The 24,367-nt window shown below is 52.4% G+C and carries 40 protein-coding genes and 1 tRNA gene; 7 read left to right on the top strand and 34 right to left on the bottom strand.

Annotated elements, in window-relative coordinates; genetic code table 11:
- Positions 1–154: 154 nt before the first annotated feature.
- Both KI810_RS15650 and hpt read right to left on the bottom strand, forming a co-directional pair.
- Entirely contained in the window at positions 155–1,936 is a 1,782-nt protein-coding gene (locus tag KI810_RS15650) for a DUF3426 domain-containing protein (RefSeq protein WP_214176500.1), read from the bottom strand.
- 21 nt (positions 1,937–1,957) lie between these two features.
- Positions 1,958–2,476 (bottom strand): hypoxanthine phosphoribosyltransferase, encoded by a 519-nt coding sequence (gene hpt, locus KI810_RS15645; protein ID WP_214176499.1) that lies wholly within the window; start codon positions 2,474–2,476, stop codon positions 1,958–1,960.
- Between the two features lie 145 nt (positions 2,477–2,621).
- Here hpt and KI810_RS15640 point away from each other — a divergent pair, with 145 nt between their 5' ends.
- Complete coding sequence (locus KI810_RS15640) at positions 2,622–3,302, top strand: DUF1573 domain-containing protein (RefSeq protein ID WP_214176498.1); 681 nt, start codon at positions 2,622–2,624, stop codon at positions 3,300–3,302.
- 5 nt (positions 3,303–3,307) lie between these two features.
- Here the strand turns inward: KI810_RS15640 and KI810_RS15635 are convergent, their stop codons facing one another.
- On the bottom strand, positions 3,308–4,156 hold the full coding sequence (locus KI810_RS15635) for an MBL fold metallo-hydrolase (RefSeq protein ID WP_214176497.1): 849 nt from the start codon (positions 4,154–4,156) through the stop codon (positions 3,308–3,310).
- A gap of 136 nt (positions 4,157–4,292) precedes the next feature.
- On the opposite strand from KI810_RS15635, the gene KI810_RS15630 reads away from it, so the two are divergent.
- From KI810_RS15630 to sfsA, 6 genes are all read left to right on the top strand, one after another.
- Positions 4,293–4,369: transfer RNA gene (locus KI810_RS15630), tRNA-Arg, on the top strand.
- 97 nt (positions 4,370–4,466) lie between these two features.
- Positions 4,467–5,456 (top strand): 4Fe-4S dicluster domain-containing protein, encoded by a 990-nt coding sequence (locus KI810_RS17630; protein WP_214176496.1) that lies wholly within the window; start codon positions 4,467–4,469, stop codon positions 5,454–5,456.
- Complete coding sequence (locus KI810_RS15620; RefSeq protein ID WP_214176495.1) at positions 5,443–6,282, top strand: FAD/NAD(P)-binding protein; 840 nt, start codon at positions 5,443–5,445, stop codon at positions 6,280–6,282. Before KI810_RS17630 ends, KI810_RS15620 begins: the two co-directional genes overlap by 14 nt.
- Positions 6,279–7,034: an NADH-quinone oxidoreductase subunit B family protein gene (locus tag KI810_RS15615; RefSeq protein ID WP_214176494.1), complete on the top strand. Its 756-nt coding sequence runs from the start codon at positions 6,279–6,281 to the stop codon at positions 7,032–7,034. The genes KI810_RS15620 and KI810_RS15615 overlap by 4 nt, the downstream gene beginning before the upstream one ends.
- On the top strand, positions 7,018–8,301 hold the full coding sequence (locus tag KI810_RS15610; protein WP_214176493.1) for a Ni/Fe hydrogenase subunit alpha: 1,284 nt from the start codon (positions 7,018–7,020) through the stop codon (positions 8,299–8,301). Before KI810_RS15615 ends, KI810_RS15610 begins: the two co-directional genes overlap by 17 nt.
- A 58-nt stretch (positions 8,302–8,359) precedes the next feature.
- Positions 8,360–9,055 (top strand): DNA/RNA nuclease SfsA, encoded by a 696-nt coding sequence (gene sfsA, locus KI810_RS15605; RefSeq protein ID WP_214176492.1) that lies wholly within the window; start codon positions 8,360–8,362, stop codon positions 9,053–9,055.
- Positions 9,056–9,150: 95 nt separating this feature from the next.
- On the opposite strand, the gene rplQ is transcribed toward sfsA, so the two are convergent.
- From rplQ to KI810_RS15450, 31 genes are all read right to left on the bottom strand, one after another.
- On the bottom strand, positions 9,151–9,681 hold the full coding sequence (gene rplQ, locus KI810_RS15600) for a 50S ribosomal protein L17 (protein WP_214176491.1): 531 nt from the start codon (positions 9,679–9,681) through the stop codon (positions 9,151–9,153).
- Positions 9,682–9,715: 34 nt separating this feature from the next.
- Positions 9,716–10,738, bottom strand: a complete 1,023-nt coding sequence (locus KI810_RS15595; protein WP_214176490.1) for a DNA-directed RNA polymerase subunit alpha — start codon at positions 10,736–10,738, stop codon at positions 9,716–9,718.
- Positions 10,739–10,769: 31 nt separating this feature from the next.
- Positions 10,770–11,396: a 30S ribosomal protein S4 gene (gene rpsD, locus KI810_RS15590; RefSeq protein WP_214176489.1), complete on the bottom strand. Its 627-nt coding sequence runs from the start codon at positions 11,394–11,396 to the stop codon at positions 10,770–10,772.
- Positions 11,397–11,428: 32 nt separating this feature from the next.
- Positions 11,429–11,824, bottom strand: coding sequence for a 30S ribosomal protein S11 (gene rpsK / locus KI810_RS15585; protein WP_214176488.1), 396 nt, complete (start codon positions 11,822–11,824; stop codon positions 11,429–11,431).
- Between the two features lie 21 nt (positions 11,825–11,845).
- A complete protein-coding gene (gene rpsM, locus KI810_RS15580; RefSeq protein ID WP_214176487.1) occupies positions 11,846–12,214 on the bottom strand; it encodes a 30S ribosomal protein S13 in 369 nt (122 codons plus the stop codon).
- Between the two features lie 29 nt (positions 12,215–12,243).
- Positions 12,244–12,357 (bottom strand): 50S ribosomal protein L36, encoded by a 114-nt coding sequence (gene rpmJ, locus KI810_RS15575; protein ID WP_214176486.1) that lies wholly within the window; start codon positions 12,355–12,357, stop codon positions 12,244–12,246.
- Between the two features lie 32 nt (positions 12,358–12,389).
- A complete protein-coding gene (gene map / locus KI810_RS15570) occupies positions 12,390–13,136 on the bottom strand; it encodes a type I methionyl aminopeptidase (RefSeq protein WP_214176485.1) in 747 nt (248 codons plus the stop codon).
- The gene (locus KI810_RS15565) at positions 13,133–13,786 is read right to left on the bottom strand and encodes an adenylate kinase (protein ID WP_214176484.1); all 654 of its coding nucleotides are present in this window, start codon (positions 13,784–13,786) and stop codon (positions 13,133–13,135) included. The genes map and KI810_RS15565 overlap by 4 nt, the downstream gene beginning before the upstream one ends.
- Positions 13,787–13,803: 17 nt before the next feature.
- Positions 13,804–15,111: a preprotein translocase subunit SecY gene (gene secY / locus KI810_RS15560; RefSeq protein WP_214176483.1), complete on the bottom strand. Its 1,308-nt coding sequence runs from the start codon at positions 15,109–15,111 to the stop codon at positions 13,804–13,806.
- A gap of 2 nt (positions 15,112–15,113) precedes the next feature.
- Complete coding sequence (gene rplO, locus KI810_RS15555; RefSeq protein ID WP_214176482.1) at positions 15,114–15,554, bottom strand: 50S ribosomal protein L15; 441 nt, start codon at positions 15,552–15,554, stop codon at positions 15,114–15,116.
- 19 nt (positions 15,555–15,573) lie between these two features.
- Positions 15,574–15,753 carry a 50S ribosomal protein L30 gene (gene rpmD / locus KI810_RS15550; protein WP_214176481.1) on the bottom strand — a complete coding sequence of 60 codons (180 nt, stop codon included), beginning with the start codon at positions 15,751–15,753 and terminating at the stop codon, positions 15,574–15,576.
- 31 nt (positions 15,754–15,784) lie between these two features.
- Entirely contained in the window at positions 15,785–16,273 is a 489-nt protein-coding gene (gene rpsE / locus KI810_RS15545) for a 30S ribosomal protein S5 (RefSeq protein WP_214176480.1), read from the bottom strand.
- Between the two features lie 23 nt (positions 16,274–16,296).
- Positions 16,297–16,665 (bottom strand): 50S ribosomal protein L18, encoded by a 369-nt coding sequence (rplR, locus tag KI810_RS15540; RefSeq protein WP_214176479.1) that lies wholly within the window; start codon positions 16,663–16,665, stop codon positions 16,297–16,299.
- A gap of 20 nt (positions 16,666–16,685) precedes the next feature.
- The gene (gene rplF / locus KI810_RS15535) at positions 16,686–17,225 is read right to left on the bottom strand and encodes a 50S ribosomal protein L6 (RefSeq protein WP_214176478.1); all 540 of its coding nucleotides are present in this window, start codon (positions 17,223–17,225) and stop codon (positions 16,686–16,688) included.
- Between the two features lie 27 nt (positions 17,226–17,252).
- On the bottom strand, positions 17,253–17,651 hold the full coding sequence (gene rpsH, locus KI810_RS15530; protein WP_214176477.1) for a 30S ribosomal protein S8: 399 nt from the start codon (positions 17,649–17,651) through the stop codon (positions 17,253–17,255).
- Positions 17,652–17,683: 32 nt separating this feature from the next.
- Positions 17,684–17,869 (bottom strand): type Z 30S ribosomal protein S14, encoded by a 186-nt coding sequence (locus KI810_RS15525; RefSeq protein ID WP_214176476.1) that lies wholly within the window; start codon positions 17,867–17,869, stop codon positions 17,684–17,686.
- 20 nt (positions 17,870–17,889) lie between these two features.
- Positions 17,890–18,429, bottom strand: coding sequence for a 50S ribosomal protein L5 (rplE, locus tag KI810_RS15520; RefSeq protein WP_214176475.1), 540 nt, complete (start codon positions 18,427–18,429; stop codon positions 17,890–17,892).
- 13 nt (positions 18,430–18,442) lie between these two features.
- Positions 18,443–18,769, bottom strand: a complete 327-nt coding sequence (rplX, locus tag KI810_RS15515) for a 50S ribosomal protein L24 (RefSeq protein WP_214176474.1) — start codon at positions 18,767–18,769, stop codon at positions 18,443–18,445.
- A gap of 19 nt (positions 18,770–18,788) precedes the next feature.
- Positions 18,789–19,157, bottom strand: coding sequence for a 50S ribosomal protein L14 (rplN, locus tag KI810_RS15510; RefSeq protein ID WP_214176473.1), 369 nt, complete (start codon positions 19,155–19,157; stop codon positions 18,789–18,791).
- 14 nt (positions 19,158–19,171) lie between these two features.
- Positions 19,172–19,429: a 30S ribosomal protein S17 gene (gene rpsQ / locus KI810_RS15505; RefSeq protein ID WP_214176472.1), complete on the bottom strand. Its 258-nt coding sequence runs from the start codon at positions 19,427–19,429 to the stop codon at positions 19,172–19,174.
- 10 nt (positions 19,430–19,439) lie between these two features.
- Positions 19,440–19,628 carry a 50S ribosomal protein L29 gene (gene rpmC / locus KI810_RS15500; protein WP_214176471.1) on the bottom strand — a complete coding sequence of 63 codons (189 nt, stop codon included), beginning with the start codon at positions 19,626–19,628 and terminating at the stop codon, positions 19,440–19,442.
- A complete protein-coding gene (gene rplP / locus KI810_RS15495) occupies positions 19,618–20,040 on the bottom strand; it encodes a 50S ribosomal protein L16 (RefSeq protein ID WP_214176470.1) in 423 nt (140 codons plus the stop codon). The genes rpmC and rplP overlap by 11 nt, the downstream gene beginning before the upstream one ends.
- Before the next feature lie 17 nt (positions 20,041–20,057).
- The gene (gene rpsC / locus KI810_RS15490; RefSeq protein ID WP_214176469.1) at positions 20,058–20,693 is read right to left on the bottom strand and encodes a 30S ribosomal protein S3; all 636 of its coding nucleotides are present in this window, start codon (positions 20,691–20,693) and stop codon (positions 20,058–20,060) included.
- Between the two features lie 31 nt (positions 20,694–20,724).
- Positions 20,725–21,060 (bottom strand): 50S ribosomal protein L22, encoded by a 336-nt coding sequence (rplV, locus tag KI810_RS15485; RefSeq protein ID WP_214176468.1) that lies wholly within the window; start codon positions 21,058–21,060, stop codon positions 20,725–20,727.
- 18 nt (positions 21,061–21,078) lie between these two features.
- The gene (gene rpsS, locus KI810_RS15480; protein ID WP_214176467.1) at positions 21,079–21,360 is read right to left on the bottom strand and encodes a 30S ribosomal protein S19; all 282 of its coding nucleotides are present in this window, start codon (positions 21,358–21,360) and stop codon (positions 21,079–21,081) included.
- A gap of 24 nt (positions 21,361–21,384) precedes the next feature.
- Entirely contained in the window at positions 21,385–22,209 is an 825-nt protein-coding gene (gene rplB, locus KI810_RS15475) for a 50S ribosomal protein L2 (protein ID WP_214176466.1), read from the bottom strand.
- A gap of 23 nt (positions 22,210–22,232) precedes the next feature.
- Positions 22,233–22,517: a 50S ribosomal protein L23 gene (locus tag KI810_RS15470; RefSeq protein ID WP_214176465.1), complete on the bottom strand. Its 285-nt coding sequence runs from the start codon at positions 22,515–22,517 to the stop codon at positions 22,233–22,235.
- Positions 22,514–23,137 (bottom strand): 50S ribosomal protein L4, encoded by a 624-nt coding sequence (gene rplD / locus KI810_RS15465; protein WP_214176464.1) that lies wholly within the window; start codon positions 23,135–23,137, stop codon positions 22,514–22,516. The genes KI810_RS15470 and rplD overlap by 4 nt, the downstream gene beginning before the upstream one ends.
- Positions 23,138–23,160: 23 nt before the next feature.
- Complete coding sequence (gene rplC, locus KI810_RS15460) at positions 23,161–23,796, bottom strand: 50S ribosomal protein L3 (RefSeq protein ID WP_214176463.1); 636 nt, start codon at positions 23,794–23,796, stop codon at positions 23,161–23,163.
- Between the two features lie 29 nt (positions 23,797–23,825).
- Positions 23,826–24,134 (bottom strand): 30S ribosomal protein S10, encoded by a 309-nt coding sequence (gene rpsJ, locus KI810_RS15455; protein ID WP_214176462.1) that lies wholly within the window; start codon positions 24,132–24,134, stop codon positions 23,826–23,828.
- A gap of 23 nt (positions 24,135–24,157) precedes the next feature.
- The coding region (locus KI810_RS15450) for an EF-Tu C-terminal domain-related protein (protein WP_484840030.1) at positions 24,158–24,367 on the bottom strand (210 nt) is incomplete at its 5' end.

Below are 24,367 nucleotides of genomic sequence, written 5' to 3'. Positions count from 1 at the left end.
CACATTCTCTCGACAACTCCCTTTGCACCCCACCCTGAAAACCCCTTTGAGTTCATGACGGTCTGACCTTGCGGTTTGCCGGCCGGAAACGGAAAAGGCCGGCAATACATGCCGGCCCTGAAGAATTCCATTCTGAGAATATAGTGTGCCGATGCTACTTGCCAGCGACCGTCGAGTTAATCACTTCCACGCCGAACTCGCCGGCATTCTTGGGGAGGTCCTTGAACACTGCCACAAAGGGAATCGACTTGCCTGGCTCGACACCCAGATTTGTAAGGGAGTCGCCAAACTGGTTGTTCATGGCAGCCTCTATCTTGTCCATGGGAAGAGTTTCCAACTGCTCCTTGGTGAGAGTGTTACCGCAGTACGCGGTCCGCTGCATCAACACCTCCCCCTTGTTCCCGAACACGACGACCTTCACCTGGATGGAAGCACGCGGCTTCTTGAAGGTATTGAACGCTTCGCCGGTGATGACGAACAGTTCGCCCGTTCCCTTGTTCATGACGAAACTCGCCGACGAGTTACGGATGGCGATTGCACCCTCTTCCTTGTTTTCCATACCGAACCAGTCGGCCATGAACCCCAGCCCGACTTTCTTGAGTGCGTCGGGCCCCTCCTGGTACACATAGAAGCCGACGCCACTCAAGGCAACCACTATCAGTACGCCAATGGCGATTAGCACGATCGAGACGATCGAGGACCCTTTGCGACGGGAGGCGATGGAAAGAGGGGGGAGTTCGTCCTCTGCTGCAGGAATTTCCCGACCTTGTGCATGGAGAGCTCCTGCCGCCACGGCCGCAGCACCTGCCGCCGCCACGGGCATTTCCCAGCTTACGCCCTCACTTTTCGGAGGAGCGGGGGGTGATTTCTCGGCGAGCCCTCCAAAGTCGATATCACCAAAATCAAGCGGCTCCATTTCTGCCGCTTTCGACGTCTCTCCCGATACATCCGCATCCGTAACGTCCGCGTCAAAACTGAACATCTGGTCCTGCGCCGGCGGGGTAAGGTCTCCCCCTTCAGAACCGCCAAAGGCATCGGAGAACTCCTCGTGCGCGACCGACTGAAGACCGTAGTCCTCAGCAGCCGGAGGCGCGGAATCTTCTTCGAACCCGCCAGCAAATCCTTCCGGGGAGGGCCCAGGAACAGACGATTCTTCTCCCGTTCCGAAACTGAAGGTTCCCTCAGCACTATCACCGCCAAAATCTTTTTCCTGGAGAGAAGGAGCCATCTCGCCAGGTTCAGATGACGGCTCGTTGGCAGCAAAAGCAAAATCAAAGTCGGAGGATGCAGACGGTTCCGGCTCGGTCGACGCGGAAGAATATGACGGCTCTTCGGAACCGAAATCAAACTCACTGAAATCAATACCGGCCTCTTCGTCCGCGGATGCAGATTCGGCGGCAGGTGCCCCGGGCGAAACAGCCGGTTCATCGGAAAAGGGGGTTTCACCGAATTCGAAATCTCCGGCCGCCATGTGCTGTGTTGATACCGGCACATCTTCCGGCACCTGCTGATCAAACGCAACCTCACCGAATGCGGAGGACTCATCGGCAGGGGGGGGAAACCCTGCTGCTGGCACTGCCGGTTCCTCGGGAAAGGAGAAATCATCAAAGTCCATGCCGGTTGATGCGGCCGCCGTCTCCGCAGGAAGAGGTGCCTGGCCGGTGAAGGATTGGTCGACGTCAGACGGTTCGTCAGCCGGAAACGCACCCCTCCCAAAGGAGACGTCATCTGCGGCAGGGTTCTGTCCGGCGCTGAACGTCTCCTCGCTTACCGGGGGGGCAACGCCACCAGCAGCAGCAGGCTCTTCAATGGGTTCATCCCTCTTTACCAGGAAGATTTCCTTGCACTTGGAACATCGTACCTTGACCCCACCCGGCTTGACCTTGGCGTCATCCAGCTTGAACCTGGTATTACAGTGGTCACATTGGACAATCATTGCGTCCTCCACAGGGGAGATTTAGGGAATGAGTTCATAAATGGCCGGCAATTCCCGGTATCGTTCGTCAAAATCCAGACCGTAGCCGACAAGGAATCTGTTCTCGCAGGAGATGCCGACATAGTCGGGAGCTACCTCCACCTGGCGCCGCCCGCTCTTGTCGAGAAGGGTGCAGACCTTGACGCTGCGCGCCCCCTGATCATTCAGGTGGGCGAGGAGGAACTGGAGGGTCAGGCCGGTATCGACAATATCTTCCACCACCAGCACGTGTTTTCCGGCAATGGGTCCATCAAGGTCTTTTGTTATGACAACCGTTCCGGTTGACGAAGTTCCGCTGTAACTTTTCAGCTTCACGAACTCCATGCTGAGCGGAAGCCCTATCTGGCGGGCAAGGTCAGCGGCGAAGAACAGTGCTCCCTTGAGCACGACCACCAGCACCACTTCTTCCCCAGCGTAATCCTGTCCGATGCGCCGCGCCAGCGTTCCCACTGACGCTGCTATCTGGCCAGGGGAATATACCAGACGCAGTTCCGCACCCATGACAACCTCACAAACCCGCTTCAACCTTGAAATTACCAGTTTTTTCTATAACAGAAAGGGGTATCCGTGTCAATTTATTCTGGCCCCGCTTCCATCTTATGCTATATAATTTGGTTCGTCCCATACTGACCGAAAGGAATCTGCCATGAAAATCATCGCCATCGCCCTCATTCTCGTAACCTGCTGTGCAGGCGTCGCCCTTGCCGCGCCGGAACTGGCCGTCGATCAGCCTGTCCACGATTTTGGCACCGTGGTGCAGGGGAAGAAAGTCGATCATGTGTTCAAATTCCGCAACACGGGAGATGCCCCCCTGAATGTGGTTCGCGTCAGGACTTCCTGCGGTTGTACCGCTGCCAACGTTACGACCAAAACCCTCCCACCGGGGGGGAGCAGCGAACTGAAGGTAACGTTCGACTCCAGTACCTTCGGTGGTGCTATAAGCAAACTCATTTATCTTGAAACCAATGATCCGCAGAAACCGGTTGCGAATCTCACTCTCAAGGGAAACGTGGCAGAGGAAGTTGTCGTGACTCCTCGTCAGCTCAATTTCGGCTCCGTAAAGCCGACCGTGAGCAAGGAGATGGTTGTGACCGTGTCAAATCAGGGGAGTAAGCCCGTAAAGCTAACGGCAGTGAAATCTCCCCTTTCCCAGGTGACAATCAAGACGGGCAAAACCAGGCTGAAGCCGGGGGAAACGACCACCCTGACCGTAACCGTCACGCCACGTTCTGAGGACCGGTTCCTGAGCGGCTACCTGACCATCACTACCGACCATCCGTCCCGCAAGGAAATCATGATACCTCTTTACGGCTCGCTGACGCGCTGATTGGATTATTTCTCGCTCAACTCCAGATAGGCCCGCTCCAGGTTGACATCAATGAACGCCTTGTACCCGGGAAGGTGTTCATAGGCGGCAAGCCGGAAGTCTTTCTTGACCTTGGCCAGGGTTGCTCCCTTCTCCACGTAGCGGAGAACCTCTGTCGTAAACTCCCGGTAAAAGCGGGTAAAACGTTCGATCCCCGCACCATCGGTAACCTTGCCGAGCCCCGGGATAACGGTTCTTGCTCCCAAGGAACCCAGCATCTCCAGGATAGACGACCACTCCCGCAGATGACCGTCCCCCATGTAGCCGATTACACCGTTGTAGACTAAGTCCGACGTAAACAGCACCCCTGGGCCAGGCATATAGACGAACACATCCCCCTCGCTATGGCCCAAGCCGGTGTTACTGAGAACGATGGTAACGCCGGTCCTCTGCAGGGTCAGCCCCGTGTCGAAGAACGTAACCGGGTTGGGGAGTTCACGATACTCATTTTTCAGCGACTGCCAGGTCTGCCATGACGTGACGATTTCCGCGTTTTTCGGCAGATCGAAATCAATGAAGTTGAACCCCTTGTGATGATGGGTAAGAAGAACATAACGGAGAGGAAGGGGAGTCAACCGGGCGATCTCTGACAGGAGTTCCTTGATCCCCTCGGGAACAAAATGGGCACCGGCCAGAAGCACCTGGTACTTGGTTATGATGATCATGGCATTACTGGCTGCCTTTCCCCCTGGAACGGCAATGGCGGCATATACCCCGTCGGCAACCTTCTCGACCTGATAATTTGCTGCTGCAGCAGGACGGGACAAGGAGAGCAAAACAGTGCAGAGAATTACAACAGAAAAGAGTCGATGCATGGAAACTCCGTCATTTTTTTCGATTGTAACAGAACTTTTTCCCAATTGACAGAGCTATGGAGATTAAGCCATTCCGGCAAACAAGGAAGATTAGTCTTGAGTTACAGGCTGAAATAGTGTAGAAAGGATAGTTCATGGGCGGTTAGCTCAGTTGGATAGAGTACAGGCCTCCGAAGCCTGGGGTCGTGGGTTCGAATCCCATGCCGCCCGCCATTATCAACAAAAAGGGAGCATTGAGCTCCCTTTTTTTGTGCCTTGCCACCCCCCCTTGCCGTGCTAAACTTTTACCAGTACGGATGAGGAGATAGAGGTGAAGCAGCGCTTCCTCGCAGACAATGCCCTAGGACAATTCCTTGATTGGCTCACCCACTATGGGGTACTTCACGGGCCGACCCGCACCGCCGAGGGGGTAGATGCTTTTGGCCCGGTCCAGACCGAATCCGATCTGTGTCTCGATTACCGGCGCACCCTCATCCCCCCCAAGAAATACCTTCTTCCCCCCCGCCAGACCATCCTGAACTACACCACCGCAGCCGGCTACACCTTGCCCGATAGACCTGCTCCGCAGCAGGTTCTGTTCGGTGTGCATTCCTGCGACCTGCAAGGGATTGCCTATCTGGATCGTGTATTCCTGGGAGACCGACCCGACCAACTCTATCGTCGTTATCGGAATGCTCTCACGCTCGTCGGTCTTTCGTGCGAACCGGACCCATTCTGCTTCTGCGCTTCTTCTGAAAAAGCTCCACGGAATGCCGATCTATTCCTCCAGCGATTGGAGCACGGTTTTATCGTCAGCGCTGAAACAACCAGGGGGAAAGGGATGCTCGCCGGTCTCGAACCGCTGCTGACCGAAATTGAAGCCATCCCCCCACCACCTGTCGAGAGCCGGATGATGATTCGGCTCAGGAATGCGGCCGAACGCGGCAGCACCTTTCCCGACAGCCCCCTCTGGGAAAATTTTGCCGCTCGGTGCCTTTCCTGCGGCGCCTGTTCGGTCTGCTGTCCGACCTGCTACTGTTTCGACGTCCTGGAACATGGTGCACTCGATGGCATGACCGCCGAGCGACTCCGGGAGTGGGACAATTGCCTGTTCCGGGCCCACGGCGAGGTGGCTGGCGGCCATAACTTTCGCCCTACCCGTCGGGAACGCTTCCTCTACCGCTACCTGCACAAATACCTGGGGTTCGGCGCATTGGCGGGGGTACCCGCCTGTGTCGGCTGTGGCCGCTGCCGGGTAGTCTGCCCGGTGGCAATCGACCTCACTGAGTTGTTCGCGGAGGGGGATGATGTCTGCGCCTGAACTCAACTCTATCCCGATTTCCGCCCGAATTCAGACTATCCGCCGGTTGACCGCCGACACCGCCTTGTTCCGCCTGCAATTGGATGGCGACAGGACTTTCCCCTTCATCCCAGGCCAGTTTGTCCAGCTGTCGGTACCGGGGGGGGGCGAAGTTCCCATCTCCCCAGCAGACCTTCCGGCAGTGGATGGGACAATCGAGCTGTGCGTGCGCCGCTTCGGCCACGTGACGTCGCTTCTCCACCGGAGCAGGACGGGAGACAGGGTCGGTATTCGCGGACCGTTCGGCAACGGTTTTCCCGTCGACGCAATGGCCGGCAAAGACGTCCTGCTCCTCGCAGGGGGGCTGGGTATAGCGCCGCTCCGGTCCCTCCTCTTCCATCTTCTGCGTCATCGTTCCGACATTCGCTCCCTCACCCTCATGTACGGAGCACGGGAACCTGCCGTCATGCTTTTCAAGGACGAGCTTCTGGAACTGGCCACCACCGGCTCACTACGCCTGCTGTTGACCGTCGATTTCCTGTCAGATACCGGCCAGGCAGAACCGGCATGCAATGTCGGCCTGCTCCCGGCCCTGCTCAAGGGGGTGCAGCTGGAACCGGGTCGTTCCTGTGCAGCAGTATGCGGCCCACCTGCACTCTACCGTTGCACCATCGACGAACTTCTCCTGGCCGGTGTAGCTGAAGATGACATCTATCTGTCACTGGAACGGCGGATGAAGTGTGGCGTAGGGCTCTGTTGCCATTGTGCCGTTGGCCAGCTTTTATGCTGTTGCGAAGGACCGGTCTTTAGTTACCGGGACATCAAAAACATTCCCGGTGCCCTATGACCAGGCCTTCCCTCGCCATAGCGGGACTCACCGCCTGTTTCGGCTGCCAACTGACCTTCCTCAACTGCGAGGCGGAACTTCCAACCCTCGCCGGGCTTTTCGATTTCACCTACTTCCCCATGGGGAGCAGCAGACGCGAGATCGGGGGGGAATTTACCGCAGCCCTCGTCGAGGGGGCGGTATCCACACCGGACGACCTGGAAACCCTGGTCAGGCTCAGGAGCCGGAGCCGTGTCCTTGTCGCCTTCGGCACCTGTGCCCGCTGGGGAGGGGTTGCCGCCATGAACAACCACCTTTCCCGCGTGGCAATGATCGAATCCGTCTACGGCAAAGGAGCGGGGCCAACGAGAAGTTTCAACCCCGGTCCCCTTCACCGGTTTGTCACCGTAGACTTCTCCATTACCGGCTGCCCACCGGAAAAAAACGAACTGCTGGCAACCCTTGCAGCCCTTCTCCACGGGGCCTTGCCGGTATTTCCCCAGTACCCGGTCTGCACCGAATGCCGCAACCGGGAATGCCTCTGCCTCCTTATCGAACGGGGAGAGCCCTGCCTCGGTCCCATTACCCAGGCAGGGTGCAACGCCCGCTGTCCGGCAGTCTCCATCAAATGCGAGGGGTGCCGGGGGCCGGTAACGGAAGCAAACGTGGCGTCGGAACTTGAGGTACTCCTGGAGAAGGGGATATCCCGGGAGGAAGTAATACGTCGCATGCGACGCTTTTACCCGGAGTGGGACTATGGGCAGCGTTCTTGAGATAAAGCCGCTCAGCAGGGTCGAAGGGCATGGGACGGTGAGGGTTTCCCTTGCCGGACGCCAGGTCGAATCGGTCCAACTTAACCTCATCGAGTCACCGCGGCTTTTCGAGGCTCTCCTGGTGGGGAAACCGTACGATGAACTGCCGGAGATCATCTGCCGAATCTGCTCCATCTGCTCCTCAGTGCACCGGGTAACCTCACTCCAAGCCATTGAGGCCGCACTTGGCATCGGGATATCAGAACCGACCGCCCTTTACCGCGAACTGATACTTGCGGGAGGGCAGATAGAGAGCCACGGCCTGCATCTGTTCTGCCTCGTCCTTCCCGATTACTTTGGCATCGCCGGCTTTACCGAACTGGCAGCAAAGGCCCCCGCAGAATTCAGAGCCGGGCTTCGTATCAAGGCGGCAGGCAACCGCATCCAGGAACTCGTCGGAGGGAGACTCATCCACCCCGCCAATCTTGTCCCGGGGGGTATGGGAAAGTATCCTGCCCGGGACGAATTGAAGAAACTCAGGAGTGAACTGCAGGAGATACTCCCCGATGCGGTTAAGGCCTGCGAAATGTTCGCCACCCTCACACCTCCCCTGCATCCGGCAAACTTCACGCCTCCCAATTACCTTGCAGTCCAGAATGACGACTCGGAGTCATTGCCGGCAAACCTGCTTGTCACCAGTAACGGCCAGAGCATAGACAGCACCAGGTACAGGGAACTTCTTACGGAACAGGTGATGCCTCACTCCAACGCAAAGCATAGTTATGCCGGAGGAGAGATTGTGACGGTTGGCGCATTATCCCGTCTCAACCTTGGTGTCGAACTCTCCTCCAGGAGCGCTCAGGCGTTCTTTGATGCCCGGTCCCAACTTCTCGGCGCGCCGATGCCGGCAAATGTTCTGGCGCAGGGAGTCGAACTGGTCCATTCCGTAGAACAGGGGATAGCTCTCATCGACAAACTCCTCGAAATGCCAGCAACGTCTGAACCACGGGTACCATTCCCTATTCACGAAGGGAACGGTACGGCGGCGCGGGAAGCTCCACGCGGCGTACTGATCCACAGGTACGAGCTTGACAGCCAAGGCATCTGCACTGCCGCCGACATTGTCACACCTACCGCCATCAACCAGGCTGCCATGGAACGGGACCTCTACGCTCTCGCTTCCATACTGACCGGCGTTGATGAGTCGGAACTGAAATGGCAGCTGGAAATGCTCGTGCGTGCCTACGATCCATGTATCTCCTGCGCCGTTCACGTTGTGAGAATCTAGCCCGCGTTAACTGTTTTTTGCAGTTGCGTGCACCCCGCTCACATGCTACAACTCGTCCATGCGACTTCCCTCCCCGCTCTTCCCTGGACGTATTATCAAACGTTACCAGCGCTTTCTTGCCGACATACAACTGGACTGTGGCACGGTAGTCACCGCCCACTGCCCCAATTCCGGCAGCATGCTGGGGTGCATGACTCCGGGCAGCCCGGTACTTCTCTCACAGAGCCACAATCCATCGCGGAAACTCAAATACACGTGGGAATTGGTGTCTGTCCAGGGTTACTGGATTGGCATCAACACCGGCCTCCCCAACAGGCTCGTACATGAAGCAATCGAGGCCGGAGTTATCCAGGAATTACAAGGGTACACCAGTATAAGACCGGAGGTCCCCTATGGCACTAACAGCAGAATTGATCTGCTGCTGACGGGTTCACCCGGATGTTGCTACGTGGAAGTAAAGAACGTGACGCTGAGAGAAGGTGAAATGGCTTTGTTCCCCGATGCGGTAACGACACGGGGACAGAAGCATTTGCGGGAACTTATTGAGGTAGTCCGGAATGGGGCACGGGGGGTAATCTTCTTCGTGGTGCAGCGGGAAGACTGCCACTCAGTCAGCCCGGCCGACGCCATTGACCCCGAATACGGACGCCTGTTGCGCCTGGCTGTGAAGAATGGAGTTGAAGCGCTTGCATATCAGGCTTTCGTCACTCCTGAGGCCATCCAGATTGTTCGTCCTCTGCCTGTCATGCTCTGAATTAGGCGGAACAACCCGAATGTTCAGACCGAAGGCATACACGAAAAAAGGCGAGGTTTCCCTCGCCTTTGCTCTTTTCATATGCAACGCATTGCTTAATCTGCTTTCGCCTCACAGGTTTCATCACCTTCGGTGACATGCGTTACAGGTGTCTCGGCAGCAGGCTCAGTGCTCTGCACCTCTGCCGGAGCGACTGCAACGGCAGCTTTAGGTGCAGCCTTCTTTGCAGGGGCCTTTTTCGCCGGCTTTGTCTCGCTCTTAACCTTGAGCTCTTCCTCGACCAGTTCAATGATGGAAAGCGGAGCATTGTCACCAGGGCGGATTCCCAGTTTAATGATACGGGTGTATCCACCAGGACGCTCTTTATAGCGCGGAGCAATGGTCGTAAACAGTTTGGTTACCACCTTCTTGTCCCGGATATAGGCGGCTGCCTGCCGCATTGCGTGGAGATCCCCCTTCTTGCCGAGGGTAATCATCTTCTCTGCAATAGTACGCAGTTCCTTTGCCTTGGCATCGGTGGTGGTAATTTTTTCGTGATTGAGGAATGACGTCACCATGTTGCGAAACATGGCTATTCTGTGACTTGTCGTTCTCCCCAACCTTCTGCCTGCATTATTGTGACGCATGACTACGGGTTCCTTTCTCTATTAGCCTTGCGGATTACTCTTCCTCTTTACGATCACCGCGGAGCCGGCGCATGATTTCCGGATCGGGAAATCCTTCGAGCTTCATTCCCAGAGTCAGTCCCATATCCGCGAGAATATCTTTGATCTCATTGAGGGATTTACGACCGAAATTTTGGGTTTTGAGCATTTCCGCCTCGCTCCGTGAAACCAGTTCGCCAATAAGCTTGATACCGGCGTTCTTGAGGCAGTTTGCGGAACGTACCGAGAGCTCCAGCTCATCGACGGAGCGATACAGATTCTCGTTAAACTTCTCACGCTCCTCTAGAGGTTCACCTTCTTCAGAAGGCTCAGACTCTTCGTCAAAGTTGATGAAAATAGTCAGCTGTTCCTTAAGAATCTTGGCAGAGTACGCTACTGCATCCTCAGGCTTGACACTTCCATCGGTCCATATCTCAAGGGTTAGCTTGTCATAATCGGTGATCTGTCCCACGCGAGCGTTGGTCACCGTGAAATTAACCTTCTGAATCGGTGAAAAAATGGAATCGATTGGTATCGTGCCGACCGACGCCTTTTCATCACGGTTACGGTCTGCAGGGACATACCCGCGTCCCATTTTTACGACCATTTCCATTTCCAGGTTCGCGTCCTTTGAACAGGTCGCTATGTGATGGTCAGCGTTGAGAACTTCCACGTTGGAATCGGTAATGATATCACCAGCGGTAATAATTCCTTCACCCTTGTGAATTACCCTGATGGTACGGGGTTCCTGACCATGCATCTTGAAGCGTACGCTTTTGAGATTGAGAATGATATCTGTAACGTCTTCAGTAACCCCGGGAATGGCGGAAAATTCGTGGAGCACCCCCTTTACCTTGACGGAGGTAATGGCAGCGCCCTGCAGCGAGGAAAGCAGCACCCTGCGCAGTGAGTTGCCAAGTGTCGTACCGAACCCACGTTCGAATGGCTCGGCATAAAATTTTCCATACGTATTGGTAAGCGAATCCGCTTCAACCTGCAGCTTTTTGGGTCTGATCAGGTCGCGCCAGTTTTTATACATGTAGTGCCTCCCTGTCGGGTGTAGTTAGCCTTTACTTGGAATAGAGCTCGACAATCAATTGCTCCTGGATCGGCATCGTTATGTCTTCCCGCACCGGCAGGGATTTAACCATACCTTTATAAGCATCCTTATCCAGTTCCAGCCACTGCGGGACACCCCGCCGCACTACTCCTTCCAGGGATTCGTTAATGGAGGCAACCTTACGGCTCTTCTCGCGCAACTCTAGGACATCTCCCACCTTTACCTGAATGGAGGGGATATTCACTTTCCTGCCATTGAGCGAAAAGTGACCATGGCGCACCAGCTGACGCGCTTCAGTTCTCGATGTGGCGAAGCCGGCCCTGTACACAATATTATCGAGTCTCCGCTCAAGAAGGGACAGGAGATTTTCACCCGTTACCCCCTTCATGCGGTCTGCCTTTTCAAAATAGGCACGGAATTGCTTTTCCAGTATGCCGTAAATACGACGAACCTTCTGCTTTTCACGCAGCTGAACACCATAATCGGAAACCTTAGACCGACCTTGGCCATGCTGGCCCGGCGGATAATTTCTCCTCTTGATGGCGCACTTGTCGGTGTAGCAGCGCTCACCTTTAAGAAACAGCTCCATGTTTTCCCTTCTGCACAGACGGCAGGAGGGTCCTGTATATCTAGCCAATGAAGACCTCCTTAACTATTGGTAGCTTACGATTAAACTCTTCTTCTCTTTGGCGGACGACAGCCATTGTGAGGAATCGGTGTAACGTCACGAATGAAGCTTATACTGAAACCTGCTGCCTGCAGGGCTCTGAGTGCAGACTCCCTACCGGATCCAGGACCTTTCACATAGACTTCTACGCTTCTCATCCCATGCTCCTGGGCCTTCTTGGCACAATCTTCGGCAGCCATCTGAGCTGCAAAGGGCGTACTTTTGCGGGACCCCTTGAAGCCTTTGCTCCCTGCAGTAGACCATGCGACCACATTGCCCACCGAATCGGTTATGGTAATGATAGTATTGTTGAAGGTGGCCTGGATGTGCGCCACACCCGTGGGGATATTCTTGCGTTCCTTTTTCTTCTTGACCACTTTTTTTGCAGGGCTAGCCATTATTCCTCCAGATCAGTTGTTCTATTTCTTTTTGCCAGCGACCGTTCTGGCCGGCCCTTTTCTCGTTCTGGCATTGGTCTTGGTCCTTTGCCCACGCACCGGCAAACCCTTGCGATGACGCAGACCACGGTAGCAACCAAGGTCCATGAGCCGCTTGATGTTCATGGATATATCGCGGCGCAAGTCACCCTCGACCTTGACATTTTTGTCAATATTCTCTCTGATCCGAGCAACTTCCGCCTCGGTGAGATGGTCTGTTCTGGTGTTCATGTCGACACCGGAATCCGCAAGAATCTTTTGTGATGTAGATCTTCCTATGCCGTAAATGTAGGTTAAGGCGATCTCGATCCGTTTGTTTCTAGGTAGGTCTATGCCCGCGATACGTGCCAATGCCCGTTCCTCCTGAGTGTTATTACTTCTTAGCCCTGTCTCTGGGAATGCTTCGGAATGTCACATATCACCCTGACAATTCCCTTGCGCTTGATGATTTTGCATTTGTCACAGATTTTTTTAACCGACGCCCGTACCTTCATGGTTTATCCTTTCGCTTCATCGTATCTAAAAACTAAAGTTTCGTCAGAATATCTGGACCGTGCTCAGTTATCGCCACCGTATGTTCAAAATGGGCCGACAACCCACCATCACAGGTAATCGCTGTCCAACCATCTTTCAGAACTTTTACGTCAGGACCGCGTTCATTAATCATTGGTTCAATGGCCAGCACCATTCCGGCCTTGAGCTTAACGCCTCTACCCGGAGACCCGAAATTAGGAACCTGCGGGCTCTCGTGCAGGTTCTTACCAATACCATGGCCGACAAATTCCCTGACAACCGAAAATCCTCTCGCTTCCACATAACTCTGGACAGCGTGAGATATGTCAAACAACCGGTTATCAGGTATTGCGACAGAGATGGCCTTGTACAAAGATTCTTCGGTTACTTCCATGAGGCGCTTTGCACTATCTGACACGTTCCCAAGCGGCAATGTTATCGCTGCATCACCATAATAGCCGTCGTACACAACACCGAAATCGATGCTCAATATATCGCCTTCTATTAACTCGCGATTATTGGGCATGCCGTGGACGACCTGCTCGTTTAGGGAACAACAGAGTGAATACGGATAACCACTATAGCCTTTGAAAGCAGGCTGTGCACCACGTCTTCTTGCTTCTCTCTCAGCAAGATCGTTTAACGCCATGCTTGCCACACCAGGCCGTATTTCCTGCCTGAGTAGTTCAAGAATCTCCGCAACGATCCTGCAAGGGATTCGCATCCTGTCGATCTCTTGCGGAGATTTAAGGATTATCACTCCCGGGCACCTTCAAGTATCTTGAGGAGAGCCTGCTGTATGCTTTCTATGGAACCAGTCCCCTGAATGCCCCTGAGGAGTGATTCTTTCGTGTAGTACGCGATAAGTGGCGACGTCTGCGCATTATAAACATCCAACCTCTTGCGCATCGTTTCTTCACTGTCGTCATCGCGCTGATAGAGCTCATCACCACAATCATCACATTTTTCAGCTATCTTCGGAGGATTGAAGGCAATATGAAAACCCTTCCCACATCCTCTACACGTGCGACGACCTGTTATGCGCTGCAACAACTCTTCGCTGTCGACCTCTACAGAAACTACGTGATCTATTGCTTTACCATGGGAAACGAGCATTTCTTTCAAAGCATCTGCCTGAGCTACTGTACGGGGAAACCCGTCAAGAATAAAACCGCCCGAACAATCATCCTTGGCCAAGCGCTCTTCCACTATCCCGACAACAACACCATCAGGAACAAGAGCACCTGCATCCATAAAGCCTTTGGCCTTTATCCCCATTGGTGTCTGTTCTTTGACCGCACCCCTGAGTATGTCGCCCGTAGAGATTTGAGGGATGTTGAACTTTTTTGCAAGAATCTTTGCCTGGGTCCCCTTACCGGCGCCCGGAGGGCCCAACAGGATAATATTCATAACAACTCTTTCCCCAACTACCGTCTTCCCTTGATCTTAACGCCCTTCATGAAACCTTCGTAACTTCTCGTGATCAGGTGGGATTCAATCTGGGAAACTGTATCCATCCCGACCCCGACCGCTATAAGGAGGGCAGTTCCGCCAAAATAAAATGGAAGATTGAATTTACCAATTAAAATCGACGGGAGAACGCATACTAGTGAAATATAGATGGACCCGGCAAATGTCAGCTTGGTTAGGACGCGATCCAGAAACTCAGACGTCTCCTTGCCCGGCCGGATTCCTGGTATATATCCGCCGTGCTTTTTCACATTTTCAGCAACATCAACAGGGTTAAAAGTCACAGCCGTATAGAAATAACAGAAAAAAACTATGAATGCAACATAAAATAAATTATACGCCCAGTTTCCCGGGGTCAGACTTTTGGCTGCGTTTTGCACCCACGGAATATTTATAAAATTTCCAATTGTTGCGGGAAACATGATGATTGATGAAGCAAAAATCGGTGGTATTACTCCTGCCATGTTTACCTTGAGTGGCAAATGAGATGTCTGGGCACCAAAGGTCTTGAGACCGACCACTCGCTTGGCATAATGGATCGGCACACGTCGTTGTCCCCTCTCCACAAAGACAACAGCTGCAATAACAAGAAACATGAGTGCAGCGACAAACACCAGGACAAAGAGTGAAATCTGTCCTGATTTCAACAATCGTACACTGTTAATTATTGCTACGGGGATACGGGCAACAATACCGGCAAAGATGATGAGTGATATACCGTTACCTATGCCCTTCTCAGACATTTGCTCACCGAGCCACATAATGAACGCGGTCCCAGCTGTCAGGGTAATTACGGTCATTACGCGGAATCCCCAACCTGGATTCGGTACTACAAGTTCCCCGGCAGGACCACGCATACTTTCCAAACCGACTGCAATACCGGAAGCCTGGACAACACTCAGTACTATCGTGCCGTAACGGGTATACTGAATAATTTTCTTACGGCCAGATTCGCCTTCTTTGGAGAGTTTTTCAATGGCTGGGACTACAACCGTAAGTAACTGGAAAATAATCGAAGAGGAGATGTATGGCATGATGCCAAGCGCAAAGACGGTCAGTTTTTCCAGTGCGCCACCGGAAAACATATCAAACAGGCCGAGAAGTGTTCCCTGGGCCTGTTTGAAAAAATGCGAAAGCGCTTGACCGTCTATACCGGGTGTCGGGATATGACACCCCACGCGGTAGACCGCAAGCATCCCCAGAGAAAACAACACACGCTTCTTCAGCTCAGGTATCTTGAATATGTTCTGGAAGGCTTCGAGCAAGATTATATCTCCTCGACAGTACCGCCCGCAGCCAGAATCTTTTCCTTAGCAGCAGCGCTGAATTTGTGTGCTTTTATCGTCAGAGCCTTGGTAAGCTCCCCCGTTGCAAGAACTTTTATACCATCACGCACACCGCTAATGAGACCGCTCTTCAGGAGCGCAGCAGCATCAACACTGCTCGCTGCCTCGAAAATGTCCAACTGGCCCAGATTCACGATTGCGTAGTCTTTACGGGTAAGGGGGGTGAAGCCGCGCTTCGGCAGGCGACGATGCATCGGCATCTGGCCACCTTCGAATCCAGCCTTTATACTCCCACCGCTTCTTGCTTTCTGACCTTTATGTCCCTTGGTCGCAGTCTTGCCATGGCCTGACCCAGGTCCCCGACCGATTCTCTTTCTATTTTTACTTGCACCAATTGCGGGCTTTATGCTGTTCAATTCCATGTGTGCACCTCAGGGGAAATTACTCGGTTACATTTACCATGTGGGAGACCTTGCGGATCATCCCTCTTATTTCCGGAGTATCTTTAAGAACTACTGACTTATTCAACTTGTTCAGGCCCATGCCATTCAAAACGGCTCGCTGGCTTGCCGGTGTGCCGATATGGCTCTTTACCAGAGTAATTTTGAGATCCTGCGACATATCACTTCTCCTTGCTGGATTTAAAGCGCTGCTAGTCGGTCATGCCCCGACGTGCCATAATCTCTTCCGGACTGCGAAGCGATTTAAGTCCTGCAAAAGCCGCCTTGACTACATTGTGCGGATTGTTGGACCCAAGGCACTTTGCGAGAATATTGTGCACGCCAGCAGATTCGAATACTGCACGGGCTGCACCACCAGCAATAACACCTGTACCAGCGGAAGCTGGCATCATGAGTACGCGTCCGGCGCCAAAGTGTCCCTCTATCTCGTAAGGTATGGTTTGCCCTTTGACAATAGGAACCTTGATAAGGTTCTTTTTTGCCTGCTCCACGCCTTTGCGGATAGCCTCAGGGACTTCGTTGGCCTTGCCGAGGCCATAACCGACATACCCGTTCCCGTCTCCAACCACAACCAATGCGGAGAAACTGAACCGACGGCCACCTTTCACAACCTTGGCTACGCGACTGATGTGCACGACCCTGTCAGTTAAATTAATTTCGCTGGGATTGATCTTAAGCAATTAACGCCTCCTGTGTAATATCTTTAAAAGGACAGACCGGTTTCACGTGCAGCTTCGGCAAGTGCCTTGACTCTTCCATGGTAAAGAAACCCATTACGATCAAACACAACCGCCTTAATGTCGCTGGCCAAAGCACGCTTCGCAACCTCGGCACCAACCTTCTTGGCTGCCTCGATATTACCCGTCCCTTTCAGTTCAGCACCTACTTCTTTCATGACAGTGGATGCCGCTACCAGAGTCTTGCCCGTTGTGTCGTCAATTATCTGGGCATAGATGTGCGTAGCACTCTTGAACACGTTAAGACGAGGCCGTTCTGTCGTGCCACGAATCTTCTTTCTTATCCTTGTTTGCCGCTTAAGACGGGCAGCTTTTTTCTGTGCGAGAGAACTCACGGTGCTTCTCCTTGCTTTAACTATTTTTTGCCGGTTTTGCCGGCTTTTCTCAGAATCGTTTCGTTGGCATACCTGATCCCTTTACCTTTATACGGCTCCGGGCCACGGAACGAACGAATCTTGGCCGCAGTCTGACCAACAAGCTCCTTGTCAATCCCTTTGACAACAAGCTTGGTCATTTTATCCACTTCTACGGTTATTCCTTTAGGGAGTTGGAAATTCACCGGATGTGAATATCCCAGACTGAGATTGAGCACATCACCTTTGGCTTCAGCACGATAGCCTACGCCGCTGATCTCGAGAGCAGTCTCAAAACCTTTAGTCACACCTTCGACCATATTGCTTACGAGTGTTCTCGTCAAACCGTGTGCAGACCGCGCCTTGATCCCGTCATCAGCGCGATTGACCACAATCGTCTTATCCGTAATCGTCAGCGCAACACCATCCATAATTTTACGTGACAGTGATCCCTTGGGACCATCCACCGTCAGGACAGAGTTATCGAAAGATATTTTAACTCCCTGAGTGATTTCAATGGGAAGTTTACCAATTCTGGACATGCTGAATGCTCCTTGTTCCGGGTTAAATTACCAGACCGTGCAGATTAACTCGCCACCCACTCCGGCTTCCCGGGCGGCCTTATCGGTAAGAATGCCTTTCGAGGTCGATAAAATAGCAATCCCCATACCGTTTTTTATGCTGGGAATTTCATCGCCCTTTACATAGCGACGTCCACCCGGCTTACTGACTCTCTTGATCTCGTTAATGACCGAATCTTTTTCATCGATATACTTCAAATAAACACGCAACACGCCCTGCTTCTGGTCGGCAATCACCTTGTAGTTTTTGATAAACCCTTCTGAACGCAGGACGTTTGCCAGGCTTACCTTGAGGTTCGAAGATGGGATGTCCACCTTCTGGAGTTTCGCCATACCGGCGTTTCTTATTCTCGTAAGCATATCGGCAATTGGATCAGTCATCGACATCGGTTCTACTCCTCTATACAGTTTCTTCGCTGTTACCAGCTGGATTTTATAACACCGGGAATCTGACCGTTGGAAGCGTGCTTCCTCAGACAGATTCTACACATGTCAAACTTACGATAGTACGCACGCGGACGACCGCACAAAGGGCACCGGTTATACTCCCGTACCTTGAACTTGTTCCCTCTTTGTGCTTTGATTATCATCGATGTTTTAGCCACTTCTATCCTCCGAACGTGATTTAATATCTGAACGGCATACCCAACAGCTTCAGCAATGCTCTGCCTTCGTCGTCGCTATTAGCCGTGGTCACAATGGAGATATTCATCCCCTTGATTTTGTCAACTTTATCGTAATTGATCTCGGGAAAGATCAGTTGCTCCTTTATCCCGAGTGAGTAGTTACCTTTACCATCAAAGCCTTTTGCAGATACTCCCTTGAAATCGCGTACACGGGGGAGCGCAACATTCACCAGTCGGTCAAGGAACTCGTACATGCGGTCCTTACGCAAGGTAACCATACAGCCAATAGGCATACCCTGGCGCAACTTGAAACTGGCAATTGATTTCTTGGCCTTGGTGATGACCGGCTTCTGGCCACTGATCACCGACAGTTCATCGGCTGCTGAGTCAAGAATTTTCACGTTCTGGATGGCTTCACCAAGCCCCATATTGATGACAATTTTCTCGATTTTAGGTACTTCCATGACGTTCTTGTAGTTGAAATCTTTCATCAACTGGGGAACCATCTCTTTATTGTAAAGCTCTTTCAGCCGTGACATTTACCCCTCCGCACTATTTGTCAAAAGACTCGCCGCATTTTACGCAAACACGGGCCTTCTTGCCGTCTTCAAGAACACTGGTCCTGGTTCTTACCGGCTTCTTACATTTACCACAATAAACCATCACATTCGATACATGGAGCGGAGCCTCTTTTTCAACAATCCCGCCGGCCTCATTACCACGTGCGCGTGTATGCCTTTTGACAATGTTAAGACCTTCGACAATAACCCCATCCTTTTTGGAAAGGATCTGGATGATTTTACCTGTCTTGTTCTTATCCTTGCCAGTAACGACCACGACGGTGTCACCTTTTTTTACATGCAGATTCTTACCTAGCATCGTCTGTCTCCGCCTTAAATTATAGTACTTCGGGGGCAAGGGAGATAATTTTCATAAACTTCTTCGCCCTCAGTTCCCGCGCTACCGGCCCGAAGATTCGGGTACCAACCGGCTCGCGCTGGTTGTTAATGACAACCCCGGAGTTGCCGTCGAAACGGATATAAGAACCGTCGGGCCGGCCAATTTCCTTCGCAGTTCTCACCACGACTACCTTGACCACGTCCCCTTTTTTCACCTTGGAGTTGGGAAGTGCCTCTTTCACCGACGCAACAATTATATCGCCAATACTGGCATACTTGCGCTTGGATCCGCCCAGAACCTTAATGCAAAAGAGCTTTTTGGCCCCTGAATTATCCGCTACATCGAGTATTGTCTGCATCTGAATCATAGGTAGCTCCTGCCTTACGCGCTTTTATCGATTATCTGCCGAACTTGCCAGCGTTTATCCTTGCTTAACGGACGAGTCTCAACGATCAGGACACGATCACCCGTTTTACAACTGTTATCCGTGTCATGCGCCTTATACTTGGCCGACCGCTTTATATATTTATTGTAGACCGGATGTTTCACAAGACGGTCAACCTTAACGACAACGGTCTTATCCATCTTGTCGCTCACCACTACGCCTGTCTGGGTTTTTCTGCTACCGCGCTCACTCATATCAGCCTCACTAGCCTTTTTTTTCCTGAAGTAAAGTTTTCACACGCGCAACGTCTTTCCTGATAGCAGACAGTTTCGCGCTGTTTTCAAGACGTCCAGTATGAAGCTGGAACTTGAGATTGAACAGTTCCTTTTTCAGTTCCTTTTCCTTCGACTGGAGTTCTTCCTCATTCATAGTTTTCAGGTCACTAACCTTCATGGCCGTCCTTCCTCGAAATAAATTTTGTCGTGATGGGAAGCTTGTGGGCTGCCAAACGGAATGCCTCGCGTGCAATCTCTTCGGTTACCCCTTCCATTTCGTAGAGTACATGGCCAGGCTTTATAACGCAAACCCACGAATCGGGGGAACCCTTACCCTTACCCATACGCGTTTCAGCAGGCTTGGAGGTCAGCGGTTTGTCGGGGAAGATGCGTATCCATATCTTGCCGCCCCTTTTAATGTAACGGGTCATTGCAATACGAGCAGCTTCGATCTGACGGGAGTCAAGCCAGCCACAGGTAGTAGCTTGCAGTCCATACTCTCCAAACGCCAGTTCTATACCACGCTGCGGCGTTCCGGTCATTCTCCCCTTCATTTGCTTTCTATGTTTAACACGTTTAGGCATTAACATTGCTAACAAGCTCCTGTTTATTTTTGACCGGGAAGTACTTCGCCCTTGAATATAAGTACTTTCACGCCAATGATACCGTAAGTTGTCTTTGCCTCTGCAAAGCCGTAATCAATATCTGCCCTCAACGTATGAAGAGGAACGCGCCCCTCACGATACCATTCGGTTCGGGACATCTCGGCACCGCCCAAACGCCCTGAGCACGTAATTCTGATACCCTTTGCACCGAACTTGAGCGCTGAGGTAACGCTCTTTTTCATGGCTCGGCGGAAAGCGATGCGGCGCTCCAACTGCAGGGCCACGTTCTCCGCGACCAGTTGCGCATCCAGTTCGGGCTTACGCACCTCTTGAATATTCAGGAACACTTCCTTGTCGGTGAGTTTGGCCAGTTCCTTTTTCAGAGTCTCGACTTCAGAACCTTTTTTGCCAATTATCAGTCCCGGACGTGCGGTAAAGATGTTTATCTTCGCCTTGTTAGCAGCACGCTCAATCTCGATTTTGGATACACCAGAATGATAGAGCCGCTTCTTGAGGAACGCCCGCAGCTTAATATCCTCATGCAGCAGTTTGGCGTAATCCGCCTCGGCATACCACTTGGAGTCCCATGTCTTGATGACACCAAGCCTGAACCCTACGGGATTTACTTTCTGACCCAAAACTTCACCTCCACCTGTGTGCTATACAAATTTATTTCTTATCGGCCAGTACCACGGAAATGTGGCTGGTCGGTTTTCTGATCTTGCTCGCCCTGCCCATGGCGCGTGGCACGAAACGCTTCAGTACCGCACCGCCGTCTACATAAATAGTCTTGACAAATAAACGGTCAACGTCAGCAGCACCTTTTTGCTCGGCATTTGCAACAGCAGAGCTGAGCAGCTTTGCAACGAGCTTGGCCGAAGGCTGTGGGGAAAATCGGAGAATATTAAGTGCGTCCTGAATCCCCTTACCACGTACCATGTCTACAACAAGACGGGTTTTACGGGGGGAGAGACGGGCTAATGACAGTCTGGCGCTTGCTTCCATTATCGACTCCTTTGCAAATTACTTCTTCTTCAGTTTGCTTTTTTTGTCGGCCGCATGGCCAAAAAAGGTCCTTGTAGGGGCAAACTCACCCATTTTATGGCCTACCATGTTTTCTGTCACGAAGACAGGTATGAATTTCTTACCGTTATGAACGGCAAACGTAAGGCCGATAAAGTCGGGAGTTATCGTTGAGCGGCGCGACCACGTCTTGATTACTTTCTTTGACGAGGGGCTTTCTGCTTCAACCTTCTTTGCCAGATGCCCATCTACAAACGGGCCTTTTTTAATGGATCTTGCCATCGTATCATTCCTCTGTAGGGAGAGTTATTTAGTGCGCTTCTTGACGATGAAGCGGGATGAAGTTTTGTTGGTTCTGGTTTTATAACCCTTGGTCGGGATGCCCCAAGGTGTCACGGGGTGACGACCACCAGATGTCCGCCCTTCGCCACCGCCATGGGGATGGTCGACCGGGTTCATTGCGACACCACGTACCTTGGGACGCTTGCCAAGCCAACGGGAACGGCCAGCTTTGCCGATGGATACATTTTCATGATCCAGATTCCCAACCTGGCCGATTGTCGCCATGCACTCCTGGAGAACCATTCTGACCTCACCGGAAGGGAGCTTGACCTGTGCATATTTGCCCTCTTTGGCCATGAGCTGTGCAAAGGTACCTGCACTGCGGGCAAGTTGTGCACCTTTCCCGATCTTTAGCTCAATATTGTGAATAATCGTGCCGAGTGGGATTGCTTTGAGTGGCAGAGCGTTGCCCGGCTTGATATCGGCTTCAGGGCTTGCAATGACGGAATCGCCTACTTTCAGATCAAGTGGCGCAAGGATGTAGCGTTTCTCGCCATCCGCGTAAACGAGCAGTGCTATACGTGCGCTCCGGTTCGGGTCATATTCGACTGAAGCAACCCGTGCGGTTATATTGTGCTTGTCGCGACGGAAATCGATAATCCGGTACTTCTGTTTATGACCTCCACCAATATGGCGGGAAGTAATCCGTCCAAAAGAGTTCCGGCCACCAGTCTTCTTCTTGTTTTCAAGCAGGGACCTTTCCGGTTTTGTGCATGTAATTTCTTCAAAGGTGGAACAGGTCTGATGCCTGCGGCCAGCGGATGTCGGTTTGTAACTCTTGATAGCCATTATTTAAACCCCACAGAGTTGATCTAGACTTCGAAAAAGTCAACGTTGCTTCCCTCTTTGAGGGTAACGTATGCTTTTTTCCAATTGGAACGTTTGCCGATATGTTTACCGACCCGCTTCACCTTACCGGCCACGTTGACGGTGTTGACGTCGTCCACTTCGACCTTAAAAAGCTTCTCTACAGCCTGCTTGATTTCTATCTTATTGGCATTCCGATCGACTTCCAACGCAATGACATTGCGCTCGTCCTTTTCGATCGTGCTTTTTTCAGTGACCAGCGGTCTCTTGATAACGTCATACATGTTCATGACAGTAGCGCTCCTTCAACCTTCCGCACCGCATCCTGTGTAAAGATGATGCTTTGGTATTTCATGATATCAAAAATATTGAGGCCTTCCGTCTTGAGAACCTTGACATCCTTTATGTTGCGTGCCGACAGTTCAAGGTTATGATTGACCCCGTCGATGACGATAAGCGTCTTGTGAAGTGCAAAACCATTCAGTACCCCGACAAAACTTTTCGTCGATACCTGCTCGATGTTCAAGGCATCAAGAACGGTCAGCTTGTTCTCTTTATACATAAGAGACAGAGCCGAGCGGAGTGCACCCTTCCGTGCTTTTTTATTCATGGAGAGGTTGTAGGTTTTGGGTTGCGGTCCGAAGGCAACTCCGCCACCAGGATAATGAGGCGCCCTAATGCAGCCTTGGCGGGCCTGACCGGTCCCTTTCTGACGGAACGGCTTCTTTCCGCCACCAGAAACGGCAGAGCGATTCTTAACGGCAACGGTTCCCGCGCGGCGGTTCGCCAATTGAATCTTGACCGCTTCGTGGATGAGATATTCTTTGACGTCGCCATTGAAAACAGCGTCGTTCAGATCCATCTCTCCCACCTTGTTTTTTTTGATATCAAAAACATCAATTGTAGCCATGATCTATCTCCAAAACCTGCTTGTTATTTCTTGGCTTTGACACTGTCCCTTATGACAACTATGCCATTTGCAGCACCGGGGATTGCCCCTTTGATCAGAAGCAGATTATCAGCAGAATCCACCCGCGCAATCTGCAGTCTCTGTACCGTCACCCTCTCATTCCCCATCTGGCCGGGCATTTTCTTATTCTTGAAAACCCGTGACGGAGTGGCGGAGCAACCTATGGAACCAGGAGCACGGTGAAAGCGGGAGCCGTGGGTCGAACGACCACCCTTGAAACCCCAGCGCTTCATGACCCCTTGATAACCTTTGCCGATGCTGGTACCCGTCACGTCAATCAGGTCCCCGACGGCGAACAGCTCTGCCTTGATTTCATCCCCGACATTGAACTGGTCCACGTTATCGAGGCGGAGCTCGCGCAGATGGGTGAAGACCCCTTTGTCTGCGGCCTTGCAATGACCGACCACAGCGCGATTCGACTTTACTGCTTCACGCTCGCCGAAGCCGACTTGTATGGCATTGTAGCCATCCTTGTCGACGGTTTTCTTCTGGATAACAACACACGGGCCAGCTTCTACGACAGTCACCGGAACACGGCGTCCATCATCGGTGAATATTTGGGTCATCCCAAGTTTTTTGCCTATCAATCCCTTAATCATGGTTGACGATCCTATCTTTGTATTCTCAATTACAGCTTGATCTCGACATCGACACCGGCAGAGAGGTCGAGTTTCATAAGCGCATCAACAGTCTGCTGGGTCGGTTCGAGAATGTCTATCAGGCGTTTGTGGGTCCTGATCTCGAACTGCTCACGAGACTTCTTGTCCACGTGGGGACCACGGAGAACACAGTATTTATTGATAACCGTCGGCAAGGGTATCGGACCCGCCACCCGCGCACCGGTTCTCTTTGCTGTATCAACAATCTCCCCGACAGAAAGATCGAGCAGCTTGTGATCATATGCTTTGAGACGTATTCTAATTTTTTGGCTTGGCATCACGACCTCTTATAAATTTGCAATTATTCAATGATGGAGCTGACCACGCCGGCACCGACCGTACGGCCACCTTCGCGGATCGCGAACCGCAGTCCTTCGTCCATGGCGATCGGGGTGATCAGGTTCACCGTCACCGCTACGTTGTCACCGGGCATGACCATCTCGGTCCCCGCCGCAAGGTCGACTACTCCGGTCACGTCGGTGGTCCGGAAGTAGAACTGCGGACGATACCC

The sequence above is a fragment of the Geomobilimonas luticola genome (assembly GCF_018476905.1).
Taxonomy (GTDB): domain Bacteria; phylum Desulfobacterota; class Desulfuromonadia; order Geobacterales; family Geobacteraceae; genus Geomobilimonas; species Geomobilimonas luticola.
Note: the sequence above shows the minus strand (reverse complement) of the source record. Positions and strands in the feature narration are given on the sequence as shown.